A 21,815-nucleotide genomic window follows, 5' to 3' on the forward strand; every position below is an offset into this window, starting at 1 on the left:
TTCTATCCATTGATTATTTCAGTTTATGCTCCTTTTAACGTATGTGCAATCGGAATTGTAAAAGTTTTTTGTGCAGGAAGAAAGCTGCTAACCATGCTGACAAAAGTGATAAAACTCATTGATTTAATAAGTGTTAGCCAAGAGATGCCATGACCCCAGTTCATAAGGGCATTGGTTTTGCTGATAATCATTAGACTTATGAGTATTGAAATACCACCTGATAATAAACAAATTGACCAAGTTTCTAAAAATAGCATCTTGATGATGTCTCTAGGTTTTGCACCAATGGCTTGTCTGAGTGCAAACTCTGGTTGGCGCTGAGAGTAAATGGATACATTTAAATTGGTTAAGCTTGCAATAGCAAGTATAGCAATCAGGGCTTTCAGTCCAAATGAGGCTGCATTAATGGTTTTGAGTGTTTGAGTTTTAAGTGTAGTGACATCATTGGGTGCAATGATATGTGTATTAAACTCATTATGAAATTTGCGGATACAGTCACGTATCATCTGTTCAGCCTCATGGCTTTTTTTTGAGTTTTCGGGTGTAATGATAATTGATTGAGGTGGGGTTTTGCCAAATAGTCTTGTAAACGTTAGCGGGCTAACTTGCATGGAGTAATCATAAGGCTTGAGAATGTGTGCAGCATTATGTGTCATGGCTTTGCCTATGGGTTTGATGACTGTATCATTGATGATGATGGGTTCTCGTTTTTGGATAGGTGTTTGATGATCGATAATAACAACACCGTAAGGATCAATATCATTGGGATGAAGATCTCGACCGCTATACATTTTCTTGTCAATCTGATTAGGGGTTGCGGAGAAGATAAAGATAGGGTCATTTTGTATGTTATATACCTGACTGTGTATTTGAATTAGACTTTTGTAAGGAACATTAGATAGTAGTTTTAGGAAGTTTTCAAAGTGAACTGTTTTAGATTTATGCTGAAAATATAGAGTGATGTGCTGTTGTGATTGATCAAACTGTTGGTTAATTTGGGCGCGTGTATTAAGAATACAATAGTCAGTGAGTATAAACGATGTAAAGCTAATGACCATTGCCGTCACGGTTAACCAGATATACCGATGGTACATACCTTTAAAGTAGCTCATACGCTCACCAGTTTTTTATTGTGGATTTGATAGTGTTGGTCGCTTTTAGCGATGAGTTGATGGCTGTGGGTGCTCATAATGATTGCGCAGGTTGGGTTCATCTCTCTTAATAGTCGCATGATTCTGTGAGTGTTGTTTGGGTCTAGTGCACCAGTAGGTTCATCGGCAATAATTATTTCAGGTTTTAAAATTAGTGCGCGTGCGATTGAGACTCTCTGTTGCTGCCCCAATGATAAGTATGTGACTGGTGTTTTAAGATGTTGTTCAAGTTGACAGATCTCAATAAGTTGCATTGCATAGTCTTTGAAATTGTCTGTATAAGGTGTATATGTCGTGGGAAGAATGATGTTCTCATAGAGTGATAAATGAGAAATTAGATGCGGCTTTTGAAAGATATAACCAAAGGTTTGGTTGCGCATATTTGCTAATTTGCGGTTGCAAAGTAACTGGGTGTTTGTGTGTGAGATGAATACCTGGCCCTTACAGGGTGGAGCCAGTAGCCCAATGATGTTTAGCAATGTACTTTTTCCTGTTCCAGAGTCACCTGTTATTGAGGTAAAAGAATTAGGTTCAATAATTAGATTGATATCTTGAAGGATGCAGACATCATAATGAGCGCTTACATGCGTTAATTTAATTAGGCTCAACGATTTGATCTCCTATTGTTAGACCAGATAGAGCATGGATATAATTTCCTGATGTATTTCCCAGCTCAACAGGTATCAGTATCACTTGGTTTTTGGGGTTATATTTTTTCACCATAGGTTTATTATCGATGTATAAAACACTAGAGATTGGAATCATTACTTTAGATTGAGTGCTAGTAACAATATCAACAGTAGTCTGCATCCCAAAGGTATATACCGTGGTGTCATTATTTTCAGTATCAATTGCAACGTATACGCTATAGCGTGCAGGTTTCGCCCCTGGTTTAGGTATGGGGTTAATGGATGTCACATGTCCATCAAGCTTTGTTTTACTGGCTAGAAGGGTAATAACAGCAAGTTGTTCGAGCTGTATTTTATTCAGTGCGTATTCATCAACAGACAACTCAATATAATATGCATCATTGTTAAATATTTTAGCAAAGACAGTGTCTTTATGGATATTGTTTTTAAAGGGCGTGTTTTCAGATATTAAGGTACCGCTTGTCGGTGCATAAATATATGCAGTTAACTCTTGATCAATATATTGAGAGAGCTCAGATAAGGGTAATGTGCTTAATTCATCTTTTTTAGAATCAGGGAGATGGTAGTGCTCAAGGTTTTTGTTGAGTGTTTGTGTACTATGGAATAAATTATAGCTGGCTTGATTATAGGCTTTATTAGCTTCTATCCATTTGTTGGCAGAAATAGACCCAAGTGAAAATAACTCCTTTTGTGCGGCAAAGGTATTTTTTTCAATTTCAAAGTTCATTATATTTTGATTGTGATCATATATAGATTTGATTAATGCTGTTTTCAAACTGGACGATTTGATTTCAAATATAGGTGTGTTGGGCTGAACGAATGAGCCAAATGGAACAAGCGGTATTAGGATGGCATCATGAGGGTGTTGGAGTTCAGTACATTGGCTTGCATGAATCTCACCACTGTATGATTCTATGCTGTTTACCTTGGATGTCTGAACGATGTAAGGCGTGTTACTTGCTTGGCTAATTAGGGCGGTTACTATTAATAATAGTAGTTTAACGGGTAGCGGTAATATAGTTGATAATTTCATGGAACCTTCCTGAAGTCTGATAAAAGTCATCAATAGCATTGGCATATTCTGCCTGGAGTTCGAGGGTTGAATTGTATTGATCTCTAAGTTCTATAGTCGCTCTAACTAACTCTGAGTTAGAAATTTGGCCGTATTTAAATTGGGTGTGCGCAGCTTGAAGATTACTTTGTGCCAGTTGTAGTTCTTCTGCGGAGAGTTTGAGTTTTTCATTTAATAGCAATGTTTGGAAGTATTGTTTGTCGAGTTGTGCAGTGTGGAGATGCTTGGCTTGTTGTGCTTTAATTTGCTGCTGTTGTTTCGTTAAGGGGTAGACTTTTCGATGGTGTTGATCGGATGCTGTTTGGGGGGTGAGAACAAAGTTTAGTCCAATGCTGTACTTCCCGGTGTGGTCTATCGATCCTTCAAGCATTAATTCCGGAGTATTCCGATCAGGAACAGATTCTAAAAAGTTTTTTTCATGGACAAGGTTTGCTTGTTGCCATGGGAGGTAGTTCTCGAGTGGAATAATCATATGCTCAGGTTGATGAAAGTGTATCGTTTCATCCAGCTCAATAGGTTGGTGGTAGGGGATACCCATTGTTTCTTTTAATTGATTCATTTGGCTATTGAGTGTGTATTCAGCCTCCCAATCTTTTAATGCTTCTTTTTGTATGTTATTGAGTACTTTTTTGTGCTCATACTCTGAGATAACTCCATGTGTTAATTGGGATTGTGCTATTTGAGACTGTTCTCGTAATAGTTGAACGGTCAAGGTTTGTACTTGGTGCTTTAGATGAGAAACAACACAGGCTCGATAACTTTTGAGGGTAGATAAAATGATTTTTTCAGAGTTTGATGTGTAGTCAAGTACTCTGATCTGTTTGTTTAGCGTTTTTAGATGCTGTTGTGTGGCTGTTTCTTGATGGGTTAGCGGAATGGATGCTTTTAGTTGATAGGATATAGTCTCAATTTCATTGTTGAAAATGTTTGTACTGATATCAGCATCTATTTTTAATCTTTTGAAGGGAGACCATGCTATTTTAGAAGATAAGTCATGCTTGTTGCTGAGTGGGTCTGAGTGATTTTTAATATCAATGATTTGTGGTTTGTTTTTAAAAATGTTAGCAGTATTTTCTTTTTTTTCTTCTAGGTTTAAACTCAGGACATCTGCATTAAGTGCTTGAACATGTTGTAGCATGTCTTGAAGTGAAATAGGTATCGCTGATGATAGTGTCATGCAGCTAAATAGGTATAGAATGCTGTTCTTTTTTATACTTTCCATTGTCTCAGTAATATCATAATGATAATTGTGTGAGTAATTATATAAGCGCCTATAGGAATTGTCAATTGGGTAGTAAGGCTAAGCGTACAGCCCACTGTAACCCCGAGGATGAATAGGCTTGAGGATCTTGTTTTCGTTGTTGCAGGGGGTTTTTGTTTTAAATGAGCATGCAGCAAGCGGGGTATTTCTGGTGATTGAGAAAAAATTCGAGGGAGTTCATGCTTCATGTGGTGCCAGCCAGATTGGATGCTGACGCGCTTTTTCATAAAGGATTTAATATAAGGGGCTGCTGCTTGCCATATGTTTAGCTCTGGATAGAGCTTGCGACTAATGGATTCAGTGTGGAATAGTGTTTTTTGTAGCATTAATAATTGTGGCTGAATATTTAAATCAAACTTTTTACAGGTTGTTATAATCTCGTGCATTAAATGCGCGATTGAAATTTCTTGTAGTGGGAGTGTAAGTAAAGGTTCACAGACGCCTCTTAGTGCATGCTCTAATTGAATAATGTTCGCATTAGGGCTGACCCACTGTGCATCAACATGGAGTTGTGCTATTCGAGTATAGTCTCTATGATAAAATGCTAAAAAACACTCTGCTAGGTAATATTGGTCGTTAGGTGATAGAATTCCGATGATTCCAAAGTCTATTAATATATATTTGGGCTTGTTCGGGTTAGTGGTATCAAAGAATAAGTTGCCAGGATGCATGTCAGCATGAAAGAAGCGGTGCTCAAATACTTGTTCGAATAGGAGTTGGATACCCGTGTAGGCAAGTTCTTTTTTACAGACTTCAGGGTTAGATAATACATCAGCTAGCTTAGAGGCTTTTATATGTTCAAGTACGATGATGTTTGTAGCGGAGTACTGCCAATAAACATAAGGAATGTAGATTCGTTCATCCTGGCTGAAATTATGACGCATTTGAGAATAGTGGCTGGCTTCTTGGTAAAGATTAAGCTCGTGCATGAGTGTGAGTTCGTATTCATGAAGTAGCGTTTTAGCAATAGCTTTGTGTTTGATAAATCTGCATAAGAAGTTGAGTAATTTAAGATCTCGTTTAATTTCTTTTTTGATGTTGGGTTTTAAAACTTTTATTACAACTGATTTACCATTATTAAGTTGTGCTGCATGGGCTTGTGCTATTGATGCGGAGCCAATGGGTATGGGGTTAATTTGGCTAAAAACCTGGTCAATGCTTTTATTAAGTGCACTTTCTATTTGTGTTTGTATGGCCTGAAAATCTGCAGGTGGTGTCTTATCTTGTAATTGAGTCAGTGTGTTTGTGATATCATCTGGAAAAAGGTCCTGCCGTATGGAGACTAATTGCCCAAGTTTAACAAATAAGGGGCCAAGCTGAATACATGCGTGAAAGCAACGCACATCTCGTGTCATTGTTTTAATCTCTTTAGGGACCAACCAGTGTGTAAAATATGAGAGACGTAGAATCTTAGGAAATATTAACTGGTCAATTTCATAGGTGTAGAGGATAGATAAAATTCTTAGTGTTCGTGTAATGTTTTGGATCATAGTCGGTTAGTTCTGCTTATTTATCTGTTTGATTTTATGGTGTAGTTGCATTATTTCTTCATGCTGATTATTGTGCTCACGATGTGTGACAGCAAGTTGATGTTCATCCAAATAGTGACGGGTTCGATGATATCCTTCTTGTTGAACCCCAGAGCAGCTTTTTTTAAGGAACGACTTGAGTAATTGTCCACTGCTAAAAATCGTATGGGGTAAGTAACTGGCTAGCAGGTCTTCCCAAAGTATCGGGGTTGATTTAATGAGCTTTTTAATATCAATGGCCAATCCAGCATCTCCTGAAAATTTTATTTTTGGTAATAATTTAGGTTTTTTGCTTAATAAGTCGAGGGTAAGTGTTAATGAAGGAGATGGGTGGTATGCAATACATTGTAAACCCTTAGAGCAAATCACTACATGTTGTGTAAGAGAACTTGGCGTGGTTGAAATATAGAGAGTCTTTCCTTCGTGTTTTTCGAGAAAGGATAATATTTCAGGATGATGGGGTAGAATAAACATAGTTAGGTATATTTGTATGCTTCAAAGATGCCTACGATACCGAAACTTAAAGATTGATAAGATATCGACTCAAATCCACAGGAGCTAAGAAGCGCCATGCGTTCATCGGGTGAAGGTTCCTGTTGTATAGAGTCTGATAGATAGGTATAGCTCTCTGCATCGTTTGCAACCATACGACCTATTTTAGGAAGCATAATGTTTAAGTATTTTTGGTATGTATATTCAACGGAAGAAGCTGAAGGTGGGTTAAATTCAAGGATGACAATTTTCCCAGTGGTTGTTAAGTTTTGATAAATACGCTGTAGAGCCTGCATGGGGTTTGAGAAATTTCTAATGCCAAAACAGATGATGGCACGATTAGGTTGGGGGTCCAGTGTAGGTAAAGATTCTCCTGGGGTGCATAAGTATGACACCCGTGGGTCATTTATCCTTTTTTTACACTCATCAAGCATTGCTGTGCATGGGTCAGCACAGAGAATGCTGCCTGCTGTAGAGATAAGGGGTAAAATAAGCTCACTAGCATCACCAGTGCCGCATGCTAGATCTAAGATATGATCTCCTGGGCTCGGGTCAAGTGCAATGACTGCATTTTTTCGCCATAGGTGGTGTGACCCTAGTGACATGCAGTTGTTCATCAATCGGTAGTAACTGGATACATTGGAGAAGATGTTATTTACATACTTAGTTTTTTTTGTATTGTCATCAAGTAGATCAATGTCTGTCATATAATTTTTGCTTCCTTAATGTCTTTAGATACGGATTCAGTAGACGGTTTAAATAAACCAGTGAGTGCATTATAGTTTGCGGCACACGTTAGTAACCCGTATGTACTATTGGGAACAACTTTAAATCTACCAAATTTGGACCATATGGGTGAATAGATAGAGCCAGGGATTACTGTAAATATGGTTGCGGCTGCTGTATTAAATACGGCAGATATTCCAAAGAGTATCTTAGCTAATGGGTGGGTATTTGTATTTGTACCGTAGTGTTTATATGCATGGTATGTGAGTGTAACACATAGAGAAACTACCAAGTATTGAGTTAAGCTTTGCAGTGTTAGTGCAAGAGCTAGAGAAGTAAGCAATAACTTACCTATGCAAAGTATAGCCATGAGGGTTGTAAACATGAGCAAGCTAACTTTGAAACTTGGGTGTTTTGTTATTTGTGAGAGCTTCTTTTGTAAATTATTACTGCCAAATGACATTAATGTATATGTGTGGTCGTAACAGGCAATAAATGCAGCAAAGCCAGCTAGTATACATATCAATGGAGCTGAAAATGGGTGGGTGATCAGGGTAAATAGCGTTTTTAAGGTTATGCTGGTTAGTTTCGCATTAATTAGTAGGTAAAGCATTTGAGTAAAGGCTGTTACAGATAAGAACTGTCCAATTGATATGCCAAATGTAACAATTGCATTTAATTTCTTTTGAGTATGACTATGCAGCCTCAGGATAGACTTTTTATGTGATTGAAAAGCTGATTGGGTAATGTATTGTTTTGTTTTAGCGCTTCTAGCTTGAGCTAGTCTTTTTTCATATAAAGATGCAGGAATGTCTGTTTTTTGTGCACAGAAATAACCGGATGCAAATACATAAGCCGCTGCTAATATTTGCAGAGGTAGATTAGGGAGGAGCATAATAAGGGGTACTGCTTGATTAGTTAAGCCCATTCCATTCGCTAAAACGTATATCAGTGCTGATATTTTGTTGAGTAGTGATTTAATCAAGTTTTTAGCTTTAGAGGGCTTTAGAGGAAGAGCTGCTTTAATTTCTTCTTGCAAGATTTGTGTATTAATATTTACGGTTTCTATGGAAGATCGTTCTGTTACGGTGGATTTAATTTTTCCTTCTACGGATTTGAGTAGAGCTTGGCACGCCGATGCATATTTGTTGAGCTGGTTTTGAGGTTGATGTAGGATTTTTTTCAAAAATGAGTTGTGGATTGCACGATATACGATGGCTTTGAAACCTGACTTCGCTCGTATGGCTTTGTCTGCAATAGAGAATCGCTCCATCTGTTCGGTGGTTGTTTTTATTTCTTGGGTTAATGTTTGTATAACACTATCGCGTAATTTGATTTTATCACTTGCATTGCTTGCATGGCTTTGCGCATTATCTATAAGCGTTTCAACTGTTTCGTTACGACGCTCATTCTCACTACGATAAGGGGCTTTAACTTTCTTGATTGCATTTTTTATTGTTGGGAAGTGATAGATTGTCCAGCAGAATGTATTGATTAATGCTAAAGCTATAAATAAAGGCTTTAGGAGCAGAACAGGAGCAAAAGGAAAAAGAGCTTTAGCTAGATTATATAGTGGTATCGCGCATAGTGATGATATAATGCTGTTAGTAACAGCAAGTAATAATCCGACTCCATTTTCCATAGCAACTCCTTTAGTAATCATTCGTCATCTCTATACTAATGATTAAATGTTGCTCTTTCAATATTGTAGTTGACTGAAGTGTAACTTTTTTGTTTATTCATCGATTGGGATGATTGTAAATGACCCCTCAAGCTTACAGTCAATTAAGTGCTTTTGTATGGCATCGTAGTGATGCCATTTTAAACCCAGTACTTCTGTAAGTATCATGTCACCATGTTGTTCAAAGACTGTAAGTGTCTCTTTGTCGCCATTGATAATGATCTCAATTCTTTGGGCGACATTCAAGTCCAGGTCCTTCCGAGTCTTTTGAACCTGTGAAATAATTTCACGCGCATAACCTTCTTGGATTAAAGCTGGGTTCAAGCTAATATCAAGGATCGTGGTAATGCGTGCATTGGATAACCCATTAAATTCGGGTTTGCATGTACGATTAATGAGTAGTGCATTGTCTGGTAGTGTAATACCCTCTATGGTAATAGAATCTTGTTGCTCTAAATTTTTAATTTCACCGGTGGTAAGTTTAAGGATTGCGTTTTTGACTTGAGGCATTTTAGGGCCCAGTGCTTTGCCTAAAATGGGTAAATTAGGTTTGGCTGAAAGTTCTACGAATGTAAACTCATCTTGTCTGAATGCAACATGTTTAACATTGAGTTCATCACAAATAAGTTGTTCAAATTGTTGGATTTCATTCAGTATTTTAGCATCATGGTGTACAACAGTTAACTCAGACAATGGGGTTTTTATCCTGATGTTAGCTTCAACACGCTTTGCACGTCCCATATTGAGGATTTCTTGTAACAAGGATACGGCTTCCTCTAGCTGGGGGCGCATGTATTTCTTAATGGGTTGTGGATATTCACATAAGTGAGCAGAAAGGTGAGTATCTATGTTTTGATAGGATTTAAGTGCTTGGAATACGTGCTCAGCCATGTAAGGGGTGAATGGTGTTAGGATCAATGCTATCTCATATAAAACGGTATACAGAACCTCATATGCGTCTTGTTTATCAGGTGTGTTATCATTCCCCCAGTATCGGCTGCGGTTCATTCTAATGTAGGTGTTGGTTAACTCTTCAATAAATGATAATAGTTGAGGGGTAATTAAATAAAGTTTGTATTGCTCCATATTTTCATGAACCAATGCCTTTAAGGATTGAAGACGGGATAAGACCCATTGGTCTAGTGGCGTCAAATTGTTGAATTTTTCTTGTGCTTTCCATTGATCGATATCAGCATAAGTTTGGAAAAACTTAAGCGCGCTAAGCAGTGGTATCAAAGTGCTTCGACACATCTGTTTTACACCATCATCAGAAAAGCGCTGCTCTTCTCCTTTGACTAGGTTTGAAGATATTAGATAGAGCCTTAAAGCATCTGCTCCATAAATAGAAATGAGCTCATCGGGGGGTGTATAATTTCTAAGACGTTTTGACATCTTTTTGCCGTCTTCAGCCATGACGATGCCACTAACAATGACATTTTCAAATGCGGGTTTATCAAATAATACGGTCGATAAAACAGTTAATGTGTAAAACCAACCGCGGGTTTGATCTAGTCCTTCAGCGATGGACTGGGCTGGGAAGCTAGCCTCAAATTGCTCTTTATTTTTAAAAGGGTAGTGCATTTTAGCATAGGGCATGGCGCCGGACTCAAACCAGCAGTCAAGGACTTCAGGCACACGCTTGTAAACACCCGGCTCTCCAGGAATTGAAAATTCTATGGGGTCAACATGCTCTCTATGTAGGTCTGAAGGCCTTTGGTTGCTATGTTTTTGAAGGGAGTCTAAACTATCAATGCAAATGATGTTGCCGGTCTCATTGTTGATCCATAAGGGTATGGGGGTCCCCCATACACGATTTCTAGATAAAGCCCAATCTTTAGCATTTGCGATCCATTTCCCGAATCGCCCATGTTTAATGTGCTCTGGAACCCAATTGATTTGCTCGTTAGATGCTACGAGTTTATCTTGTATAGAGGATACAGACATAAACCAGGAAGGAACAGCCATATAGATTAATGGTGTATCAGACCTTGGGCAGAATGGGTAGTTATGCTCAATAACATCTTGTTTAATCAATTGACCACGCTCTTTCAAATCTTTGATAATTGTTTTATCAGCTTCTTTAATGTATTGCCCGGAACACATAGGGAGCGAATCAGTATAAATACCTTGATGATTGATTGGGCAGATCATATTTTTTATGCCCTGTTGTACACAAGCTGCGTGATCATCTTCTCCAAAAGCAGGTGCTAAGTGGACAAACCCAGTACCAACTCCCGTTTCAACAAAGTCTCCAGAGATAATTGTGTGTTGTTTTTCATGAGGTTCAGCATCTAGATTGAATAAGGGTTGATAGCGCATGCCAATGAGCGACTGGCCTGCTTTTTCTTCAATAATTTCTATGTTTGTTTTGGCAAACAAAGCACTAATTTGTTCTTTGCATATCCAAAAAGGAGTTTCAAAGTCTGGGTGCTGAATAAGTGCATAGGTAAGTTCAGGGTTTACAGCAATTGCCTGGTTAGCGGGTAATGTCCATGGGGTTGTGGTCCAAATTGCAATGCCCGTATTGTCTTGGGTATGAACCAGCACGGTGATAGCAGGATCTTGTACCATTTGATAATTTGAGCCAGCTTCAAAGTTTGACAAAGGTGTTTGTAGGCTAGTAGAGAAGGGCATAACTTTTTTGCCTTGATAGATGAGCCCTTTATTCCATATCTGTGCAAAAGCCCACCAAACAGACTCCATATACTCGGGGTCCATTGTTTTATAATCATTATCAAAGTCGATCCAACGACCCAGTCGATTGATCGTTGATTGCCACTCTTTTCTGTAGCGCATAACAATATCTCTACAGGCTTGGTTGTATCCAGATACCCCGAGTTTTTCAACTGCTTCATGGGCTTGCATATTTAGAGATTTATTGATTTCGTGTTCAATAGGAAGCCCATGGCAATCCCAGCCTCCGCGTCGCTCAACATGGTATCCCATTTGGGCGAAATATCGCTGTACAGTGTCCTTAATTGTAAGGGTTAATAAGTGTCCGCAGTGTGGTAGCCCTGTTGCAAATGGAGGTCCATCATATAACATGTAGGGTTTATTGTTTTTGTTTTTTTTGATGCTAGCTTCAAATATACCGTTTTCTTTCCAGAAGCTACGTATACTTTCTTCATTAACTGGTGTTTGACTCACGCTTATCCCCTTGCTATTTGTGTGATTGTAAACTGAAAATCCAATAAATTCTAGTCTTGTCTAGAATTTATGGCTAGATGACAAGTTTGTTCCGGATATTTAATAAAGGTAGATTTTTTAATAGAATAATAGCTGCAGCTATAGAAATGTAAATGTCAGCTATATTGAAAACAAACGGCCAAGTAAATGAGAATACATTTAACTGGATCATGTCAATAATATAGGTATAGAATACGCGATCAATTAAGTTTCCAAGGAAGCCAGCTGTAATCAGGGTGGAGGGTAAGACATCTTTAACATTTTGCATGATATACACCCAGACACATATTTGTAGTAAAATAAGCATGATAGGTGGGATACTACTTAATGCGCCAAAGGAAACCCCCTGGTTTTTAACCAGTACCCAAGTAATCATATGGCCGGGTATAGAGGGGAGACTATGTTGCATAGCATATGCTTTAATTATATGGTCTAAGACGACTAAAACTGCTACCCAAATGTAACGTGCTTTTTGCATAATATTTGTATCATTCAATAAATGCAGTTAGTATAAACTAGTTTATTGGCATAGTCATGTAAATGACGTGCATTAATTCATTGATAGCTTGAAGGTATTTGTAACATGGTAGGTTTGTCTGGCTATATTTTAGGTGTTTATTTTTTACTTGGGTTGTGCATCATAGTGTATGGCGCGATGCAATTTGTTATGTCATGTTCATCAATTTCACTACGGTTTGGGCTCCCGAAATTTATAGTGGGTTCGGTTGTTATGAGCTTAGCTACGACTTCTCCGGAGCTTTTTGTATCTTACTTGTCGGCATCTCAGGGGTATGTTTGGTTAGGAGTCGGGAATGTATTTGGTTCTTATATTGCAAATATTGGACTGGTTTTGGGTGTGGCAGGTTTGCTCCGACCGGTTATGGTTTCTCAATCTATTCTGAGTAAACAGATCCCATATTGTATTCTCGGCGTGTGCGTATTGATTGTTTGTTCACTTAAAAACACTCTTTTTTGGGTAGATGCGTGCTTACTGCTCTTGTTGCTTGGAGGGTGGTTTGTAGCCGTTGTGTATAATCAAGAGTCTAGTGAAAGTGTGATTTCAACGCAACATACTACGCTGGAAATGTTGTTGCGATTGATCCTGGGGGTTGGTTTGCTCTATATGGGGTCATGGCTGCTAATTGAGTCATCACAGGCACTTGCTATTCAATTTGGGGTTTCATCGTATGTGATTGGGTTAACCTTAGTGGCTATATCTACCAGTTTGCCAGAATTAAGTTCAGCACTAGTTAGTGTTTATTTGAAGGAGTATGATTTATTGATGGGTAATATTGTGGGAGCAAATATTTTATTGTTATTGTTGGTATTGCCAGTAACGATACTAGCTGCAGGCCGACCTATTGTTCTTTCGATGGTTTGGCCAGAATATTTCTTTATGGCATTATTAACGATGCTATTGTGGCTTTTTGTCACACATTTTGATGATCAAGCTAGGATTGGTCGACAAGAAGCTGCGGGGCTGTTGTTATCATTTTTAGCTTATCAATTTTTTGTTTTGTTGTATGTATGAAAGTAATCATATGCGCTCAGGATCATAAGCTGAACTGTAAGCAGCATACTTAGGGTGTATAGGTTGGGAAATTGACTTTGAACCAAAGCAAGAACTGTAGTACTGGTTACCAAACACATACATACTTTTCCAGAGAATATTGATTTAGGTGTCTTTTTAGTTAGTGTTTTATAACGATTCAAAATGTAAAAAATAAAGAGGTAGCGAAATATAATAAGTGCTAGAAACCAATAAGGAATGATTTGGTTGATCGACATTACAATGAGTATGCTGGTGATAATGATAAAGTCAACGACTGGATCAATTAATTGGCCAAGCGCACTTCTTTGATTAAGTAGTCTGGACAAAAATCCATCTATGTAATCAGAAATAATAACAATGCTTCCGATAATAATGATGTGAGGGAGTGATTGTATGTGTATTGCATAAAGAAGAGGTAGCCCCAAAAATAGACGAGATATGCTAATGATATTAGGGATAGTTATCACTTTATTCATTGTGTTCTCGATGGTTGATAATGATATCGTAGGCTTCTTCTATACTATCGGTTAGATGAATTTGTTTGAGGTCTTCATCAGCTATAGTTCCTGCGGGTATTTGTACCTCTCTTAAATATTTAACTAGCCCACCCCAGTAATCTTTATTGATTAGGATGACTGGGAATGGTCTATAACATTTGGTTCTGATGAGTGTTAGTGTTTCAAATAGTTCATCAAGTGTTCCAAACCCACCAGGGAATGCGACAAATGCAATAGAACTATGTCTTAAAATAAACTTTCTAACAAAAAAGAATCGTGTTTGAAAGCTGGTGCTCATGTATTTATTTTTCTTTTGTTCAAACGGTAATATGATGTTGCAGCCAAAGGAGAGTTTGTTTGGGCTGCCATCTAAGGAGCCATGGTTAGCAGCTTCCATGATGGAGGGGCCTCCACCCGTCATAATGGGTAGACCTGCTTTGGCAAGCATTTTTGAAAGTTGATATGCATCATGATACATTGGGTTTTCTTTTGAGAATCGTGCAGAGCCGAAAATAGCTACTGTTTTTCTCACTTTGCGAAAGATATAAAGACCTCGTGTTGTTTCTAATAGCATGTAGAATAGAAATTTGGTTGTAGGTATAAACCCTTTCTCTCTAGCTAAGGATTCATCTGGTTTCATGCTTTCTCCACTTAATATTTGCATTATTATGTGTGTTTTTTGAGCTGAACACAAGAAAGCGCTCTATGTTTGTGATATTTGATCTGGTAGTATACGAGGAACTATTCGATGTTTTAGATATGCAGAAAAACGCAAAAAGAGTTTTGAGTGTTGCGTTAGTGAGTTTTGGCTCAGGGTTTCCTCTATTGTTTAGTTCTGAAATATACAAGGCATGGTTGCTCAGTCAGGGAGGAGATATTAAAAGTTTAATTTGGATTAGTCTGTTTACGTTGCCTTATTTATTAAGCTGGCTTTGGGCTCCAATTATTGATTATTGGGTAGAAAAGCGATCAGTGTCTGTCAAGCTGATTATGTCTAGTATCTTTTTATTTGCTTCCTGTCTCATCGCGATATTGCCACAATATGATCCTATCAATGATGGTGCAGTTGTGCGTGTTATTCTCGGGATGCTAGCATTTGTTTGTGCATCCCAAGATCATGTGGTTGAGAACTATCGGCAAGCTTTACTGAAAGTTAAGGAACGAGCTGTTGGTGTTGCATATTCTATGGTTATGTTCCGTCTTTCAATCATGATGGCAGGAGCAGGGGGACTCATTATTTCAGATTATGCGGGGTGGTCTCATTTCTTTTATGTCAGTGCATTGATTATGTTTCTTTGTGCAGTGAGCTCGTTGCTGTTGCCATCGGTTAAGGTTGCTAAGAAGCCTGGTTCATTTTTATCACAGTATCGAATTAGTTATCAAATTTTGAGGGATTTAGGGAGTGCTCCAGAAAAGCTAAGCTTTTTAGTAGGCTTTAGGATGAGTGTTTTTTGGCATGAAGCAATGATTATGGTGTTTTTAGCACAGCAGGTGGGTTACTCCTATGCTGAGATTGGTGCATTGCAAAAGTTATATGGGACAGCAGGCTTGCTTCTGGGAGGATTGCTAGCAAGATACTTGTTGGAGTTTTGGGGTTTAAAGAAGACATTTTCATCCATATTAGTTGCTCAAATTGTGGTTAGTCTTTTATTTTTTACATTGAATGCAGCTCATATAAGTTTAACATCTTGGATTGGCACAATGGTAGTTGTAGAGTGTGCAGTGCAAGGTATGCTGGTTACTGCATGCAGTTATTGGATGATGGCATGCTGTGGTTCAAGTGGAGTAACCTTTACCTATGCTTTGTGGAATGGGGTGAGTATGCTAGGACGTGTTGTAGTAGGGCCAATAGCAACACTATGTGTCTTAGAAAAAGGCTGGGTTACCTATTTTGAAGTCGGTGTAGTATTGAGTGTTTTATCGTATATAGTAGGAAGTGTTTACTTTAACTCTCAATCCTTTACTTCAGTGCATTCCAAAGTTTATCAAAATCTTTAATGATTTCTTTATGTGCATTACGTATTTGTTCAATTCTTTGGCTAGACTCGTCTTTAGAGTAGGGGCTGTAGGTTATTTTTTGAACAGTGCCTTCATTTGAGGGTGAGTGAATGCTCATTCCCCATTGGCTATTGTCTGAAAAGTTAGAGCGAAGCTTGGATAGTTCAGCCCATCCCGTTTGTCCAGTTTGAGTATCGGTTACTTTGACCCAGTCTTGTGTTTCTATGGTGAGTTTGTGTTCGGGATTTATTTCAGTGATGACTTCTGAGTTTATGTGTGGTTCAGCGTGTAATTGGACAGCTGCTGCGTGAGTGAATGCAATACTGCATAATGATAATAGGACTAGATTTGCTTTACTCATGATAGGCTAACTCCGATTTTCTATATTTATATCATAAGATGATTTTATTTTTAGGTCAAGATTGTGTATGTTGAGCATACAAAAAGGGGGAGTGTAGTATGTCTTACTCAGGTATCGTTCATAAGGTGAATTTATATGAAGGTAATCCAGCTCGTTATGTTTGGCAGGTGGGCCTGGATACGATTGATTTAAATGCGTATATAGGTAAAACCCTTCATATAAAATACTCAGGTCATATAGTTTGTTTAGCCTGTGCAGCAGTGACTAATAAATCTTATAATCAGGGTTTTTGTTATGAGTGCTTTAGTAAGCTTGCGAGGAATGATCAATGCGTGATGAATCCACATTTATGCCATTACCATTTGGGTACTTGCAGGGAACCATCGTGGGGGCTTACTCATTGTATGAATAAGCACTTAGTGTACTTAGCTTGGACTTCAAATTTAAAAGTAGGCATTACGAAGGTAATCAATCAGCCAACCCGCTGGCTTGATCAAGGGGCAATTGCAGCAGTACCTGTTTGCTATACACAAACTAGATATCACGCTGGATTAGTTGAGGAGTTTCTAAAGGCTCATTACGCAGATAGAACCAATTGGCGAGGAATGTTGAAGCCTCAAGTAATCGATGTAGATCGATTGGCTACAGAGCAGCGGATGGCCTGTAACCGGATTAAGGAACACTCATTTTCAGAGGAGGTTGTGAGTGGGTTGCGCTTTTTAGAGGTTAATGTGAGACGGTTTGAGTATCCGTTGCCTGAATTTTTTCCAGCTCTGAAGTCAATTAATCTCGATAAAACCAATACTTTTTCCTCAAAGCTTTTAGGTATGAAAGGCCAGTATTTATATTTAGAGGATGGTGTCTTTAACGTGCGCAGACATACAGGATATGCGGTTGACTTGGCATTTGTTTAAGTCATTTCCTCGGGTTTGATCAGCGTATCGTATTCAGATGCTGTCAACATTTTGAAGTGAAGCACGGCCTCTTTTAAACTGGTTTCGTTTTTATGCGCGTATTGAGCGGCCTTTGCTGCATTGTCATATCCAATGTGAGGGCGGAGAGCGGTAACCAGCATGAGAGAGCTATGGATATCTTCATTGCATTGTTTGGTATTTATCGTAATGCCTTTGAGACAGTTTTGTGTGAAGCTATTAACGCTATCATTAATTAATCTACATGATTGGGTTAATAAATGTAGAATAAGTGGCTTATTGGTATTGAGCTCGAAATAGCTTTGAGTGCATGCTTGAGTGATGCCGCTATGGTTTGCGATCACAGCGATACTAACCATAATAGCTGATTCACATTGGGTTGGATTAGTTTTACCTGGCATAATAGAAGATCCTGGCTCATTACTATCGAGTATTAGGTTGTTTAATCCACAACGTGGTCCAGAACTTAAGAATCTAATGTCATTACACATTTTTTGGTAGCAAGCAGCAAAGTTATTTAATATGGATGATAACTCTAGTAGAGCTAGGTGCTGACTCATATCATTTCCTGGGTAAGCGCTAGCAGAGAAGGGTAATTTAAATGTTTTAGAGATTTCTTCAATCATGTAGTCAGTGTATTTGGGGTGTGCACCAAATCCTGTGCCAACAGCTGTACCGCCTATTGGGATCAGATAAAGCTTATCGAGCACGGCATATAGTTCTTTAATGGTATGGTCTACAAAGTTTAAGTAAGGTGTGAATGATTGGGCCATTTTTATCGGTAAAGCGTCTTGTAGATGCGTTCTTGCAATATGTGTTTGGTGGTCAAATTCTTCAATTTTTTCTTCTATATTTTTTTTGAATTTAACTAATGTGGGTAGCAATGACTCCACAATAAATAGGGAGAAATAGATATGCATTGTGGTTGGGAATGTGTCATTAGTGGACTGAGACAGATTCACATGGTCGTTTGGATGTATGGGTTCTTTTGGAGAATGGCTATTGCCTAATTTACTATTAGCAAGGTTTGCAATGACTTCGTTGACGTTCATATTAGTTTGAGTCCCACTGCCGGATTGCCAAATACTGACTTCAAACTGATTTAAGTGCTTTCCATTGGCTATTTCACTAGCTGCATATTCAATGGCTACACAATATTTTTTATCTAAAAGGTTAAGTTTTAGGTTGGTGCGCGCAGCGCATGCTTTTAATGTTGCATAGCATTTTATAAATGCATCAACAGGTTTTTCTATTCCAATATCAAAAAAGTTGAGTGCGCGTGCAGTTGACGTATGGTATAACGCATCATGTGGTACATTTACATCACCCAAAGTATCTGATTCCTTTCTATATTTGTCCATAAATAGTCCTTTATTGGTCTGCTTTATGTTAGCATGTTATGTGTGATGTGCAAATATACGATTAATCAAATCATTTCTGCCTTTAGGGACAACTAAGCTATAACAGTGCGAAAAGGAGATTAACATGAGTGTATATCGAGCGCCTAAAAATCGCTATGGGCAAATTTTAAAGCAGATTGCAGTTGAGCATGATCATTATGATCAAGAGACTTTGAAGCAGGTTGTGGATGCGGTTGCAAGCTATGCTGAATCATTGCTGTTACCAACAAATAAAATAGGTGATTTAGAAGGGATTAATTACAATGCTCAAGATCAGTCGGTAAGTGTGCCTAGTGCGTATCATGAAGTGTATCAGACACTGTGCAATAATGGCTATGCAACAATTGCATTAGATGCGCAGTATGGAGGGGGCGGTGGTACATGGCTTTTACATCATATTGTAGCTGAGATGCTGGCTTCTGGGAATTTAGCGCTATCAACTTGTCCTATGCTGACGAGTGGTGCTATTGAAGCTTTGATTGCGAACGCCAGTCAAGAGTTATTGGACCGGTATTTGCCGTCTTTAGTATCAGGTAAGTACGCAGCTACAATGTGTTTGACCGAGCCTCAATGTGGTACTGATCTAGGTTTGATTACAACGTGTGCTGAGAAAAATGAAGATCATTATTTAATTACTGGGCAAAAAATTTGGATTACTTTCGGTGAACATGACTTGACGGATAACATTATCCATTTAGTCCTGGCTAAGACCCGGGATGCACCGAAGGGCAGTAAAGGGGTCAGTATGTTTGTGGTGCCAAAGTTTAATCCAGATGGTCAACGTAATGGTGTTAAGTGTATTGGGCTTGAGCATAAAATGGGGCAAAATGGATCCCCGACTGCGACATTAGCCTTTGACCAAGCTAAGGGTTGGCTGGTGGGTGAGCAATGTTCAGGGATGCGTATGATGTTTGAGATGATGAATCCAGCTCGAATGGGTGTCGGTGTTCAGGCATTGGGATTGTCTGAAGCTGCATTTCAACAGGCATTATCATTTGCGCGAGAACGCAGACAATCTCGATCACTGGATAAACAATATAGGGAGCCTGAGTTTGATGCAGACTTAATTCTCGTGCATCCGGATGTAAAGCGTATGTTGATGCATGTTGAGTCAACGACTGTTGCCATGCGGTGGATGGTTGGTTTATGCAGTGTTTATATGGATCAGGGTAAAGATAATTTGGCTTCGATATTGATACCCGTTGTGAAAAGCTATGTAACAGAACAAAGTGTCGCCAATGTTTCAATGTGTATGCAAATCATGGGTGGTTTGGGATATGTGCGTGATGGTCAATGTGAGCAGTATTACAGAGACGGTCGCATTACTATGATTTATGAAGGGACAAATGGGATTCAAGCATTAGACTTGTTGGGTAGAAAGATTGCAAAGGATTCGGGCAAAGGCTTAAGGCGCTTAATAAAGGATTTGAAATCCAGACCGGTCAAGTATGGTAAGCGTAGGGTAAGGGCGCGTTTGTTTCGATATCTACTCAGTGCAAACATATATCTGCTACGCCATTCCAACAATGTGAGTCATATACAATCTGCTGCGCCACACTATCTTAATTTGCTAGCAATTGTTGTACAGTATACTTTGTTGGCAGCTTATGAATCAGACCAAGAAATCGTTCTTTTTTATGAACAGTATGTAGTTCCAGAAGCAAAACTTAACCTGGCGCGTATTAAATCTGGGTCTAAGGTATTGATGACTCGTAATTATTTAAAATAGTAAAAACACAGTTGCACTGGCTCATCTTTCTGATTAGAATTTATTAGGTGTTTTTGGAACGATAGATGCAACGTTTATTAAGTTTTCTATTCGCATTGACGTGTTTGTTTGTGCATGCTCAGGGTGATGAGTTGACGTTGGTTGCTGTAACACATCCTGATTGTCATGTGTGTGCGCGTTGGAAGGATGAGATTTTAGAGCAATACACGATTTTGCAAACAACACATGGTTTCCCAGAATTAAATGTTATGAGTCAGGATGATTTAAAAAATCGTCTTTGGGTTTATCGAAACTTAGGTATGATTACTGCATTACCCACATTCTTCTTGATGAAGAATGGTGAGGCGGTAGGTGATTTTAAAGGGTATTCTGATCCAGAATACTTTATTGAAATGATGGGGCTTCTCATGGAAGGAGAGTAAAAGCCTTCATAGTTTTTACTTAAGCTGTATTCGTAATTATTAGTATGATATGGTTGGTATAGTTTGAATAATGAGAAAAATATGCTCGCCGCTGTAGAAAAAAGAGTTAAGCGTTTAGAAGCTGAGTTTGCAAATACTTCAAAAGAGATTGAAGCATTAAGAGTTAGAATTCAGCGTGTTTCACTTAGGGCGGAGCGGGATACGTACACAGAGTCGAAGTGTATTGTTTTATCAGAAGGTGTCAAAGCAATGACCCGATCCCTCTTTAATTCATCTGTTGATAAATACCAATATTTAGATTTGCTGAGCCCCGGTTATTTATTAATTGAACTTATTCCTACGTCACTTAGAAAAAAAACAATTGTTGCGAAGTTTGTTAAAAAATGTGAGAAAGGGCTAGATAGTGCGCATAAAGGGTTAAATCCAGACTTAGAATCAGAAGCTTTATATGTTATAAGCGAGCTGAAACAAGCGGTTAAAGACTCCTCTATAGAGTCAGATTGTCAATATTTATCTCTCTTGCAGTCATTCTGGATTTGTTTGGCTAAGGCGTTGCCGCTGTTGCGAGAACGTCTTATGTTGGCTAGACGCTTTGAATGTAGCATGTTAGCTAAAGAGATAGCGGGTGCCATTCCAGATGTTATGAGTGAACAACGCTTAGATTCTCAATCACTACTACCTGATTTAAAAGAAGGAGACTATTATGAGCCGTATCCTGTTTCTACATATGTTCCTGAATGCTTGAATGAAACAATAGCTTATACTTACAGTAGGGTGGGTGCCAAGGAGTTCTTATCATTTCATTGGGGGGTGAAGTTTAAGCGTCCATCAGTACTTCCCTTTATGACCTCAGAGCCCGAAAAACCTTGGTATGGGGCACCATTAAAGTCTGGGCATGTATTAGGGGTAGCTTTTGCCAAGCTGCCATCTAAGGATGTTAGAATGACATTTGTACGTGTGTCTATACAAGATAAAGGGGGTCAGCGTATCAATCGAATTTCAGTTTATGGTGCGCTGCCAAATGGAGTATTAAGCTGTCCAGACCTATGCGATAGAATTGCGGCTGAACGTATTACTGGGGAAGATGTTCCAAAATTAGTAAATATATCAAAGGGGCATGCGCTTGCTGAGTTGGGTAGAATTAGTTTCTGATCTTCAAAGTAGTCGCAGTAAATT

At 38.6% G+C, this 21,815-nt stretch carries 20 protein-coding genes; 6 read left to right on the forward strand and 14 right to left on the reverse strand.

Translation table 11 applies throughout. The features are described 5' to 3' along the window. Positions 1-23: 23 nt before the first annotated feature. The 10 genes from MMH89_RS01545 to MMH89_RS01590 all read right to left on the reverse strand — a co-directional run bounded on the left by MMH89_RS01545 (position 24) and on the right by MMH89_RS01590 (position 12,226). Positions 24-1,112, reverse strand: a complete 1,089-nt coding sequence (locus MMH89_RS01545) for an ABC transporter permease (RefSeq protein WP_258568622.1) — start codon at positions 1,110-1,112, stop codon at positions 24-26. Further along, entirely contained in the window at positions 1,109-1,759 is a 651-nt protein-coding gene (locus tag MMH89_RS01550) for an ABC transporter ATP-binding protein (protein WP_258568623.1), read from the reverse strand. The genes MMH89_RS01545 and MMH89_RS01550 overlap by 4 nt, the downstream gene beginning before the upstream one ends. Further along, on the reverse strand, positions 1,746-2,834 hold the full coding sequence (locus MMH89_RS01555) for an efflux RND transporter periplasmic adaptor subunit (RefSeq protein WP_258568624.1): 1,089 nt from the start codon (positions 2,832-2,834) through the stop codon (positions 1,746-1,748). Before MMH89_RS01555 ends, MMH89_RS01550 begins: the two co-directional genes overlap by 14 nt. Further along, positions 2,800-4,095, reverse strand: a complete 1,296-nt coding sequence (locus MMH89_RS01560; protein WP_258568625.1) for a TolC family protein — start codon at positions 4,093-4,095, stop codon at positions 2,800-2,802. Before MMH89_RS01560 ends, MMH89_RS01555 begins: the two co-directional genes overlap by 35 nt. Then, positions 4,083-5,624, reverse strand: a complete 1,542-nt coding sequence (locus MMH89_RS01565) for an AarF/UbiB family protein (protein WP_258568626.1) — start codon at positions 5,622-5,624, stop codon at positions 4,083-4,085. Before MMH89_RS01565 ends, MMH89_RS01560 begins: the two co-directional genes overlap by 13 nt. A 6-nt stretch (positions 5,625-5,630) precedes the next feature. After that, positions 5,631-6,137: a hypothetical protein gene (locus MMH89_RS01570; RefSeq protein WP_258568627.1), complete on the reverse strand. Its 507-nt coding sequence runs from the start codon at positions 6,135-6,137 to the stop codon at positions 5,631-5,633. A 2-nt stretch (positions 6,138-6,139) separates the two neighbouring features. Beyond that, the gene (locus MMH89_RS01575; RefSeq protein ID WP_258568628.1) at positions 6,140-6,862 is read right to left on the reverse strand and encodes a ubiquinone/menaquinone biosynthesis methyltransferase; all 723 of its coding nucleotides are present in this window, start codon (positions 6,860-6,862) and stop codon (positions 6,140-6,142) included. Continuing rightward, a complete protein-coding gene (locus MMH89_RS01580; protein ID WP_258568629.1) occupies positions 6,859-8,544 on the reverse strand; it encodes a hypothetical protein in 1,686 nt (561 codons plus the stop codon). The genes MMH89_RS01575 and MMH89_RS01580 overlap by 4 nt, the downstream gene beginning before the upstream one ends. Before the next feature lie 72 nt (positions 8,545-8,616). Then, positions 8,617-11,709, reverse strand: coding sequence for an isoleucine--tRNA ligase (ileS, locus tag MMH89_RS01585; protein WP_258568630.1), 3,093 nt, complete (start codon positions 11,707-11,709; stop codon positions 8,617-8,619). 73 nt (positions 11,710-11,782) lie between these two features. Further along, positions 11,783-12,226, reverse strand: coding sequence for a signal peptidase II (locus MMH89_RS01590; RefSeq protein ID WP_258568631.1), 444 nt, complete (start codon positions 12,224-12,226; stop codon positions 11,783-11,785). Positions 12,227-12,331: 105 nt separating this feature from the next. Between MMH89_RS01590 and MMH89_RS01595 the strand changes: the two genes are divergently transcribed. Then, entirely contained in the window at positions 12,332-13,279 is a 948-nt protein-coding gene (locus MMH89_RS01595; RefSeq protein ID WP_258568632.1) for a sodium:calcium antiporter, read from the forward strand. On the opposite strand, the gene MMH89_RS01600 is transcribed toward MMH89_RS01595, so the two are convergent. Both MMH89_RS01600 and MMH89_RS01605 read right to left on the reverse strand, forming a co-directional pair. Beyond that, a complete protein-coding gene (locus MMH89_RS01600) occupies positions 13,252-13,776 on the reverse strand; it encodes a CDP-alcohol phosphatidyltransferase family protein (RefSeq protein ID WP_258568633.1) in 525 nt (174 codons plus the stop codon). The two genes, MMH89_RS01595 and MMH89_RS01600, sit on opposite strands and share 28 nt — an antisense overlap. Continuing rightward, positions 13,769-14,461, reverse strand: a complete 693-nt coding sequence (locus MMH89_RS01605) for an LOG family protein (protein WP_258568634.1) — start codon at positions 14,459-14,461, stop codon at positions 13,769-13,771. The genes MMH89_RS01600 and MMH89_RS01605 overlap by 8 nt, the downstream gene beginning before the upstream one ends. Before the next feature lie 41 nt (positions 14,462-14,502). Here MMH89_RS01605 and MMH89_RS01610 point away from each other — a divergent pair, with 41 nt between their 5' ends. After that, the gene (locus MMH89_RS01610) at positions 14,503-15,795 is read left to right on the forward strand and encodes an MFS transporter (protein WP_258568635.1); all 1,293 of its coding nucleotides are present in this window, start codon (positions 14,503-14,505) and stop codon (positions 15,793-15,795) included. Here the strand turns inward: MMH89_RS01610 and MMH89_RS01615 are convergent. After that, on the reverse strand, positions 15,758-16,156 hold the full coding sequence (locus MMH89_RS01615; RefSeq protein ID WP_258568636.1) for an SH3 domain-containing protein: 399 nt from the start codon (positions 16,154-16,156) through the stop codon (positions 15,758-15,760). The two genes, MMH89_RS01610 and MMH89_RS01615, sit on opposite strands and share 38 nt — an antisense overlap. A 98-nt stretch (positions 16,157-16,254) precedes the next feature. Between MMH89_RS01615 and MMH89_RS01620 the strand changes: the two genes are divergently transcribed. Beyond that, complete coding sequence (locus MMH89_RS01620) at positions 16,255-17,070, forward strand: DUF2797 domain-containing protein (RefSeq protein WP_258568637.1); 816 nt, start codon at positions 16,255-16,257, stop codon at positions 17,068-17,070. Here MMH89_RS01620 and MMH89_RS01625 read toward each other — a convergent pair. After that, positions 17,067-18,449: a class II fumarate hydratase gene (locus MMH89_RS01625; RefSeq protein ID WP_258568638.1), complete on the reverse strand. Its 1,383-nt coding sequence runs from the start codon at positions 18,447-18,449 to the stop codon at positions 17,067-17,069. The two genes, MMH89_RS01620 and MMH89_RS01625, sit on opposite strands and share 4 nt — an antisense overlap. Positions 18,450-18,573: 124 nt before the next feature. Here MMH89_RS01625 and MMH89_RS01630 point away from each other — a divergent pair, with 124 nt between their 5' ends. The 3 genes from MMH89_RS01630 to MMH89_RS01640 all read left to right on the forward strand — a co-directional run bounded on the left by MMH89_RS01630 (position 18,574) and on the right by MMH89_RS01640 (position 21,791). Continuing rightward, on the forward strand, positions 18,574-20,217 hold the full coding sequence (locus MMH89_RS01630; RefSeq protein ID WP_258568639.1) for an acyl-CoA dehydrogenase family protein: 1,644 nt from the start codon (positions 18,574-18,576) through the stop codon (positions 20,215-20,217). A gap of 65 nt (positions 20,218-20,282) precedes the next feature. Beyond that, positions 20,283-20,639, forward strand: coding sequence for a thioredoxin domain-containing protein (locus MMH89_RS01635; RefSeq protein WP_258568640.1), 357 nt, complete (start codon positions 20,283-20,285; stop codon positions 20,637-20,639). 63 nt (positions 20,640-20,702) lie between these two features. Then, on the forward strand, positions 20,703-21,791 hold the full coding sequence (locus MMH89_RS01640) for a hypothetical protein (RefSeq protein WP_258568641.1): 1,089 nt from the start codon (positions 20,703-20,705) through the stop codon (positions 21,789-21,791). The last annotated feature ends 24 nt before the right edge of the window (positions 21,792-21,815 follow it).

Origin of the sequence: Candidatus Comchoanobacter bicostacola, from assembly GCF_024172705.1 — a bacterium.
Classification (GTDB): domain Bacteria; phylum Pseudomonadota; class Gammaproteobacteria; order Comchoanobacterales; family Comchoanobacteraceae; genus Comchoanobacter; species Comchoanobacter bicostacola.

Bases quoted from the DNA above. Each gene is read 5' to 3' on its own strand.
- MMH89_RS01560 (WP_258568625.1), bottom strand. From the start codon at position 4,095: ATGGAAAGTATAAAAAAGAACAGCATTCTATACCTATTTAGCTGCATG.
- MMH89_RS01605 (WP_258568634.1), bottom strand. From the start codon at position 14,461: ATGCAAATATTAAGTGGAGAAAGCATGAAACCAGATGAATCCTTAGCT.
- MMH89_RS01610 (WP_258568635.1), top strand. From the start codon at position 14,503: ATGTTTGTGATATTTGATCTGGTAGTATACGAGGAACTATTCGATGTT.
- MMH89_RS01555 (WP_258568624.1), bottom strand. From the start codon at position 2,834: ATGAAATTATCAACTATATTACCGCTACCCGTTAAACTACTATTATTA.
- MMH89_RS01635 (WP_258568640.1), top strand. From the start codon at position 20,283: ATGCAACGTTTATTAAGTTTTCTATTCGCATTGACGTGTTTGTTTGTG.
- MMH89_RS01580 (WP_258568629.1), bottom strand. From the start codon at position 8,544: ATGATTACTAAAGGAGTTGCTATGGAAAATGGAGTCGGATTATTACTT.
- MMH89_RS01545 (WP_258568622.1), bottom strand. From the start codon at position 1,112: ATGAGCTACTTTAAAGGTATGTACCATCGGTATATCTGGTTAACCGTG.
- MMH89_RS01620 (WP_258568637.1), top strand. From the start codon at position 16,255: ATGTCTTACTCAGGTATCGTTCATAAGGTGAATTTATATGAAGGTAAT.
- MMH89_RS01565 (WP_258568626.1), bottom strand. From the start codon at position 5,624: ATGATCCAAAACATTACACGAACACTAAGAATTTTATCTATCCTCTAC.
- MMH89_RS01570 (WP_258568627.1), bottom strand. From the start codon at position 6,137: ATGTTTATTCTACCCCATCATCCTGAAATATTATCCTTTCTCGAAAAA.
- MMH89_RS01595 (WP_258568632.1), top strand. From the start codon at position 12,332: ATGGTAGGTTTGTCTGGCTATATTTTAGGTGTTTATTTTTTACTTGGG.
- MMH89_RS01575 (WP_258568628.1), bottom strand. From the start codon at position 6,862: ATGACAGACATTGATCTACTTGATGACAATACAAAAAAAACTAAGTAT.
- MMH89_RS01590 (WP_258568631.1), bottom strand. From the start codon at position 12,226: ATGCAAAAAGCACGTTACATTTGGGTAGCAGTTTTAGTCGTCTTAGAC.
- MMH89_RS01625 (WP_258568638.1), bottom strand. From the start codon at position 18,449: ATGGACAAATATAGAAAGGAATCAGATACTTTGGGTGATGTAAATGTA.
- MMH89_RS01600 (WP_258568633.1), bottom strand. From the start codon at position 13,776: ATGAATAAAGTGATAACTATCCCTAATATCATTAGCATATCTCGTCTA.
- MMH89_RS01630 (WP_258568639.1), top strand. From the start codon at position 18,574: ATGAGTGTATATCGAGCGCCTAAAAATCGCTATGGGCAAATTTTAAAG.
- MMH89_RS01615 (WP_258568636.1), bottom strand. From the start codon at position 16,156: ATGAGTAAAGCAAATCTAGTCCTATTATCATTATGCAGTATTGCATTC.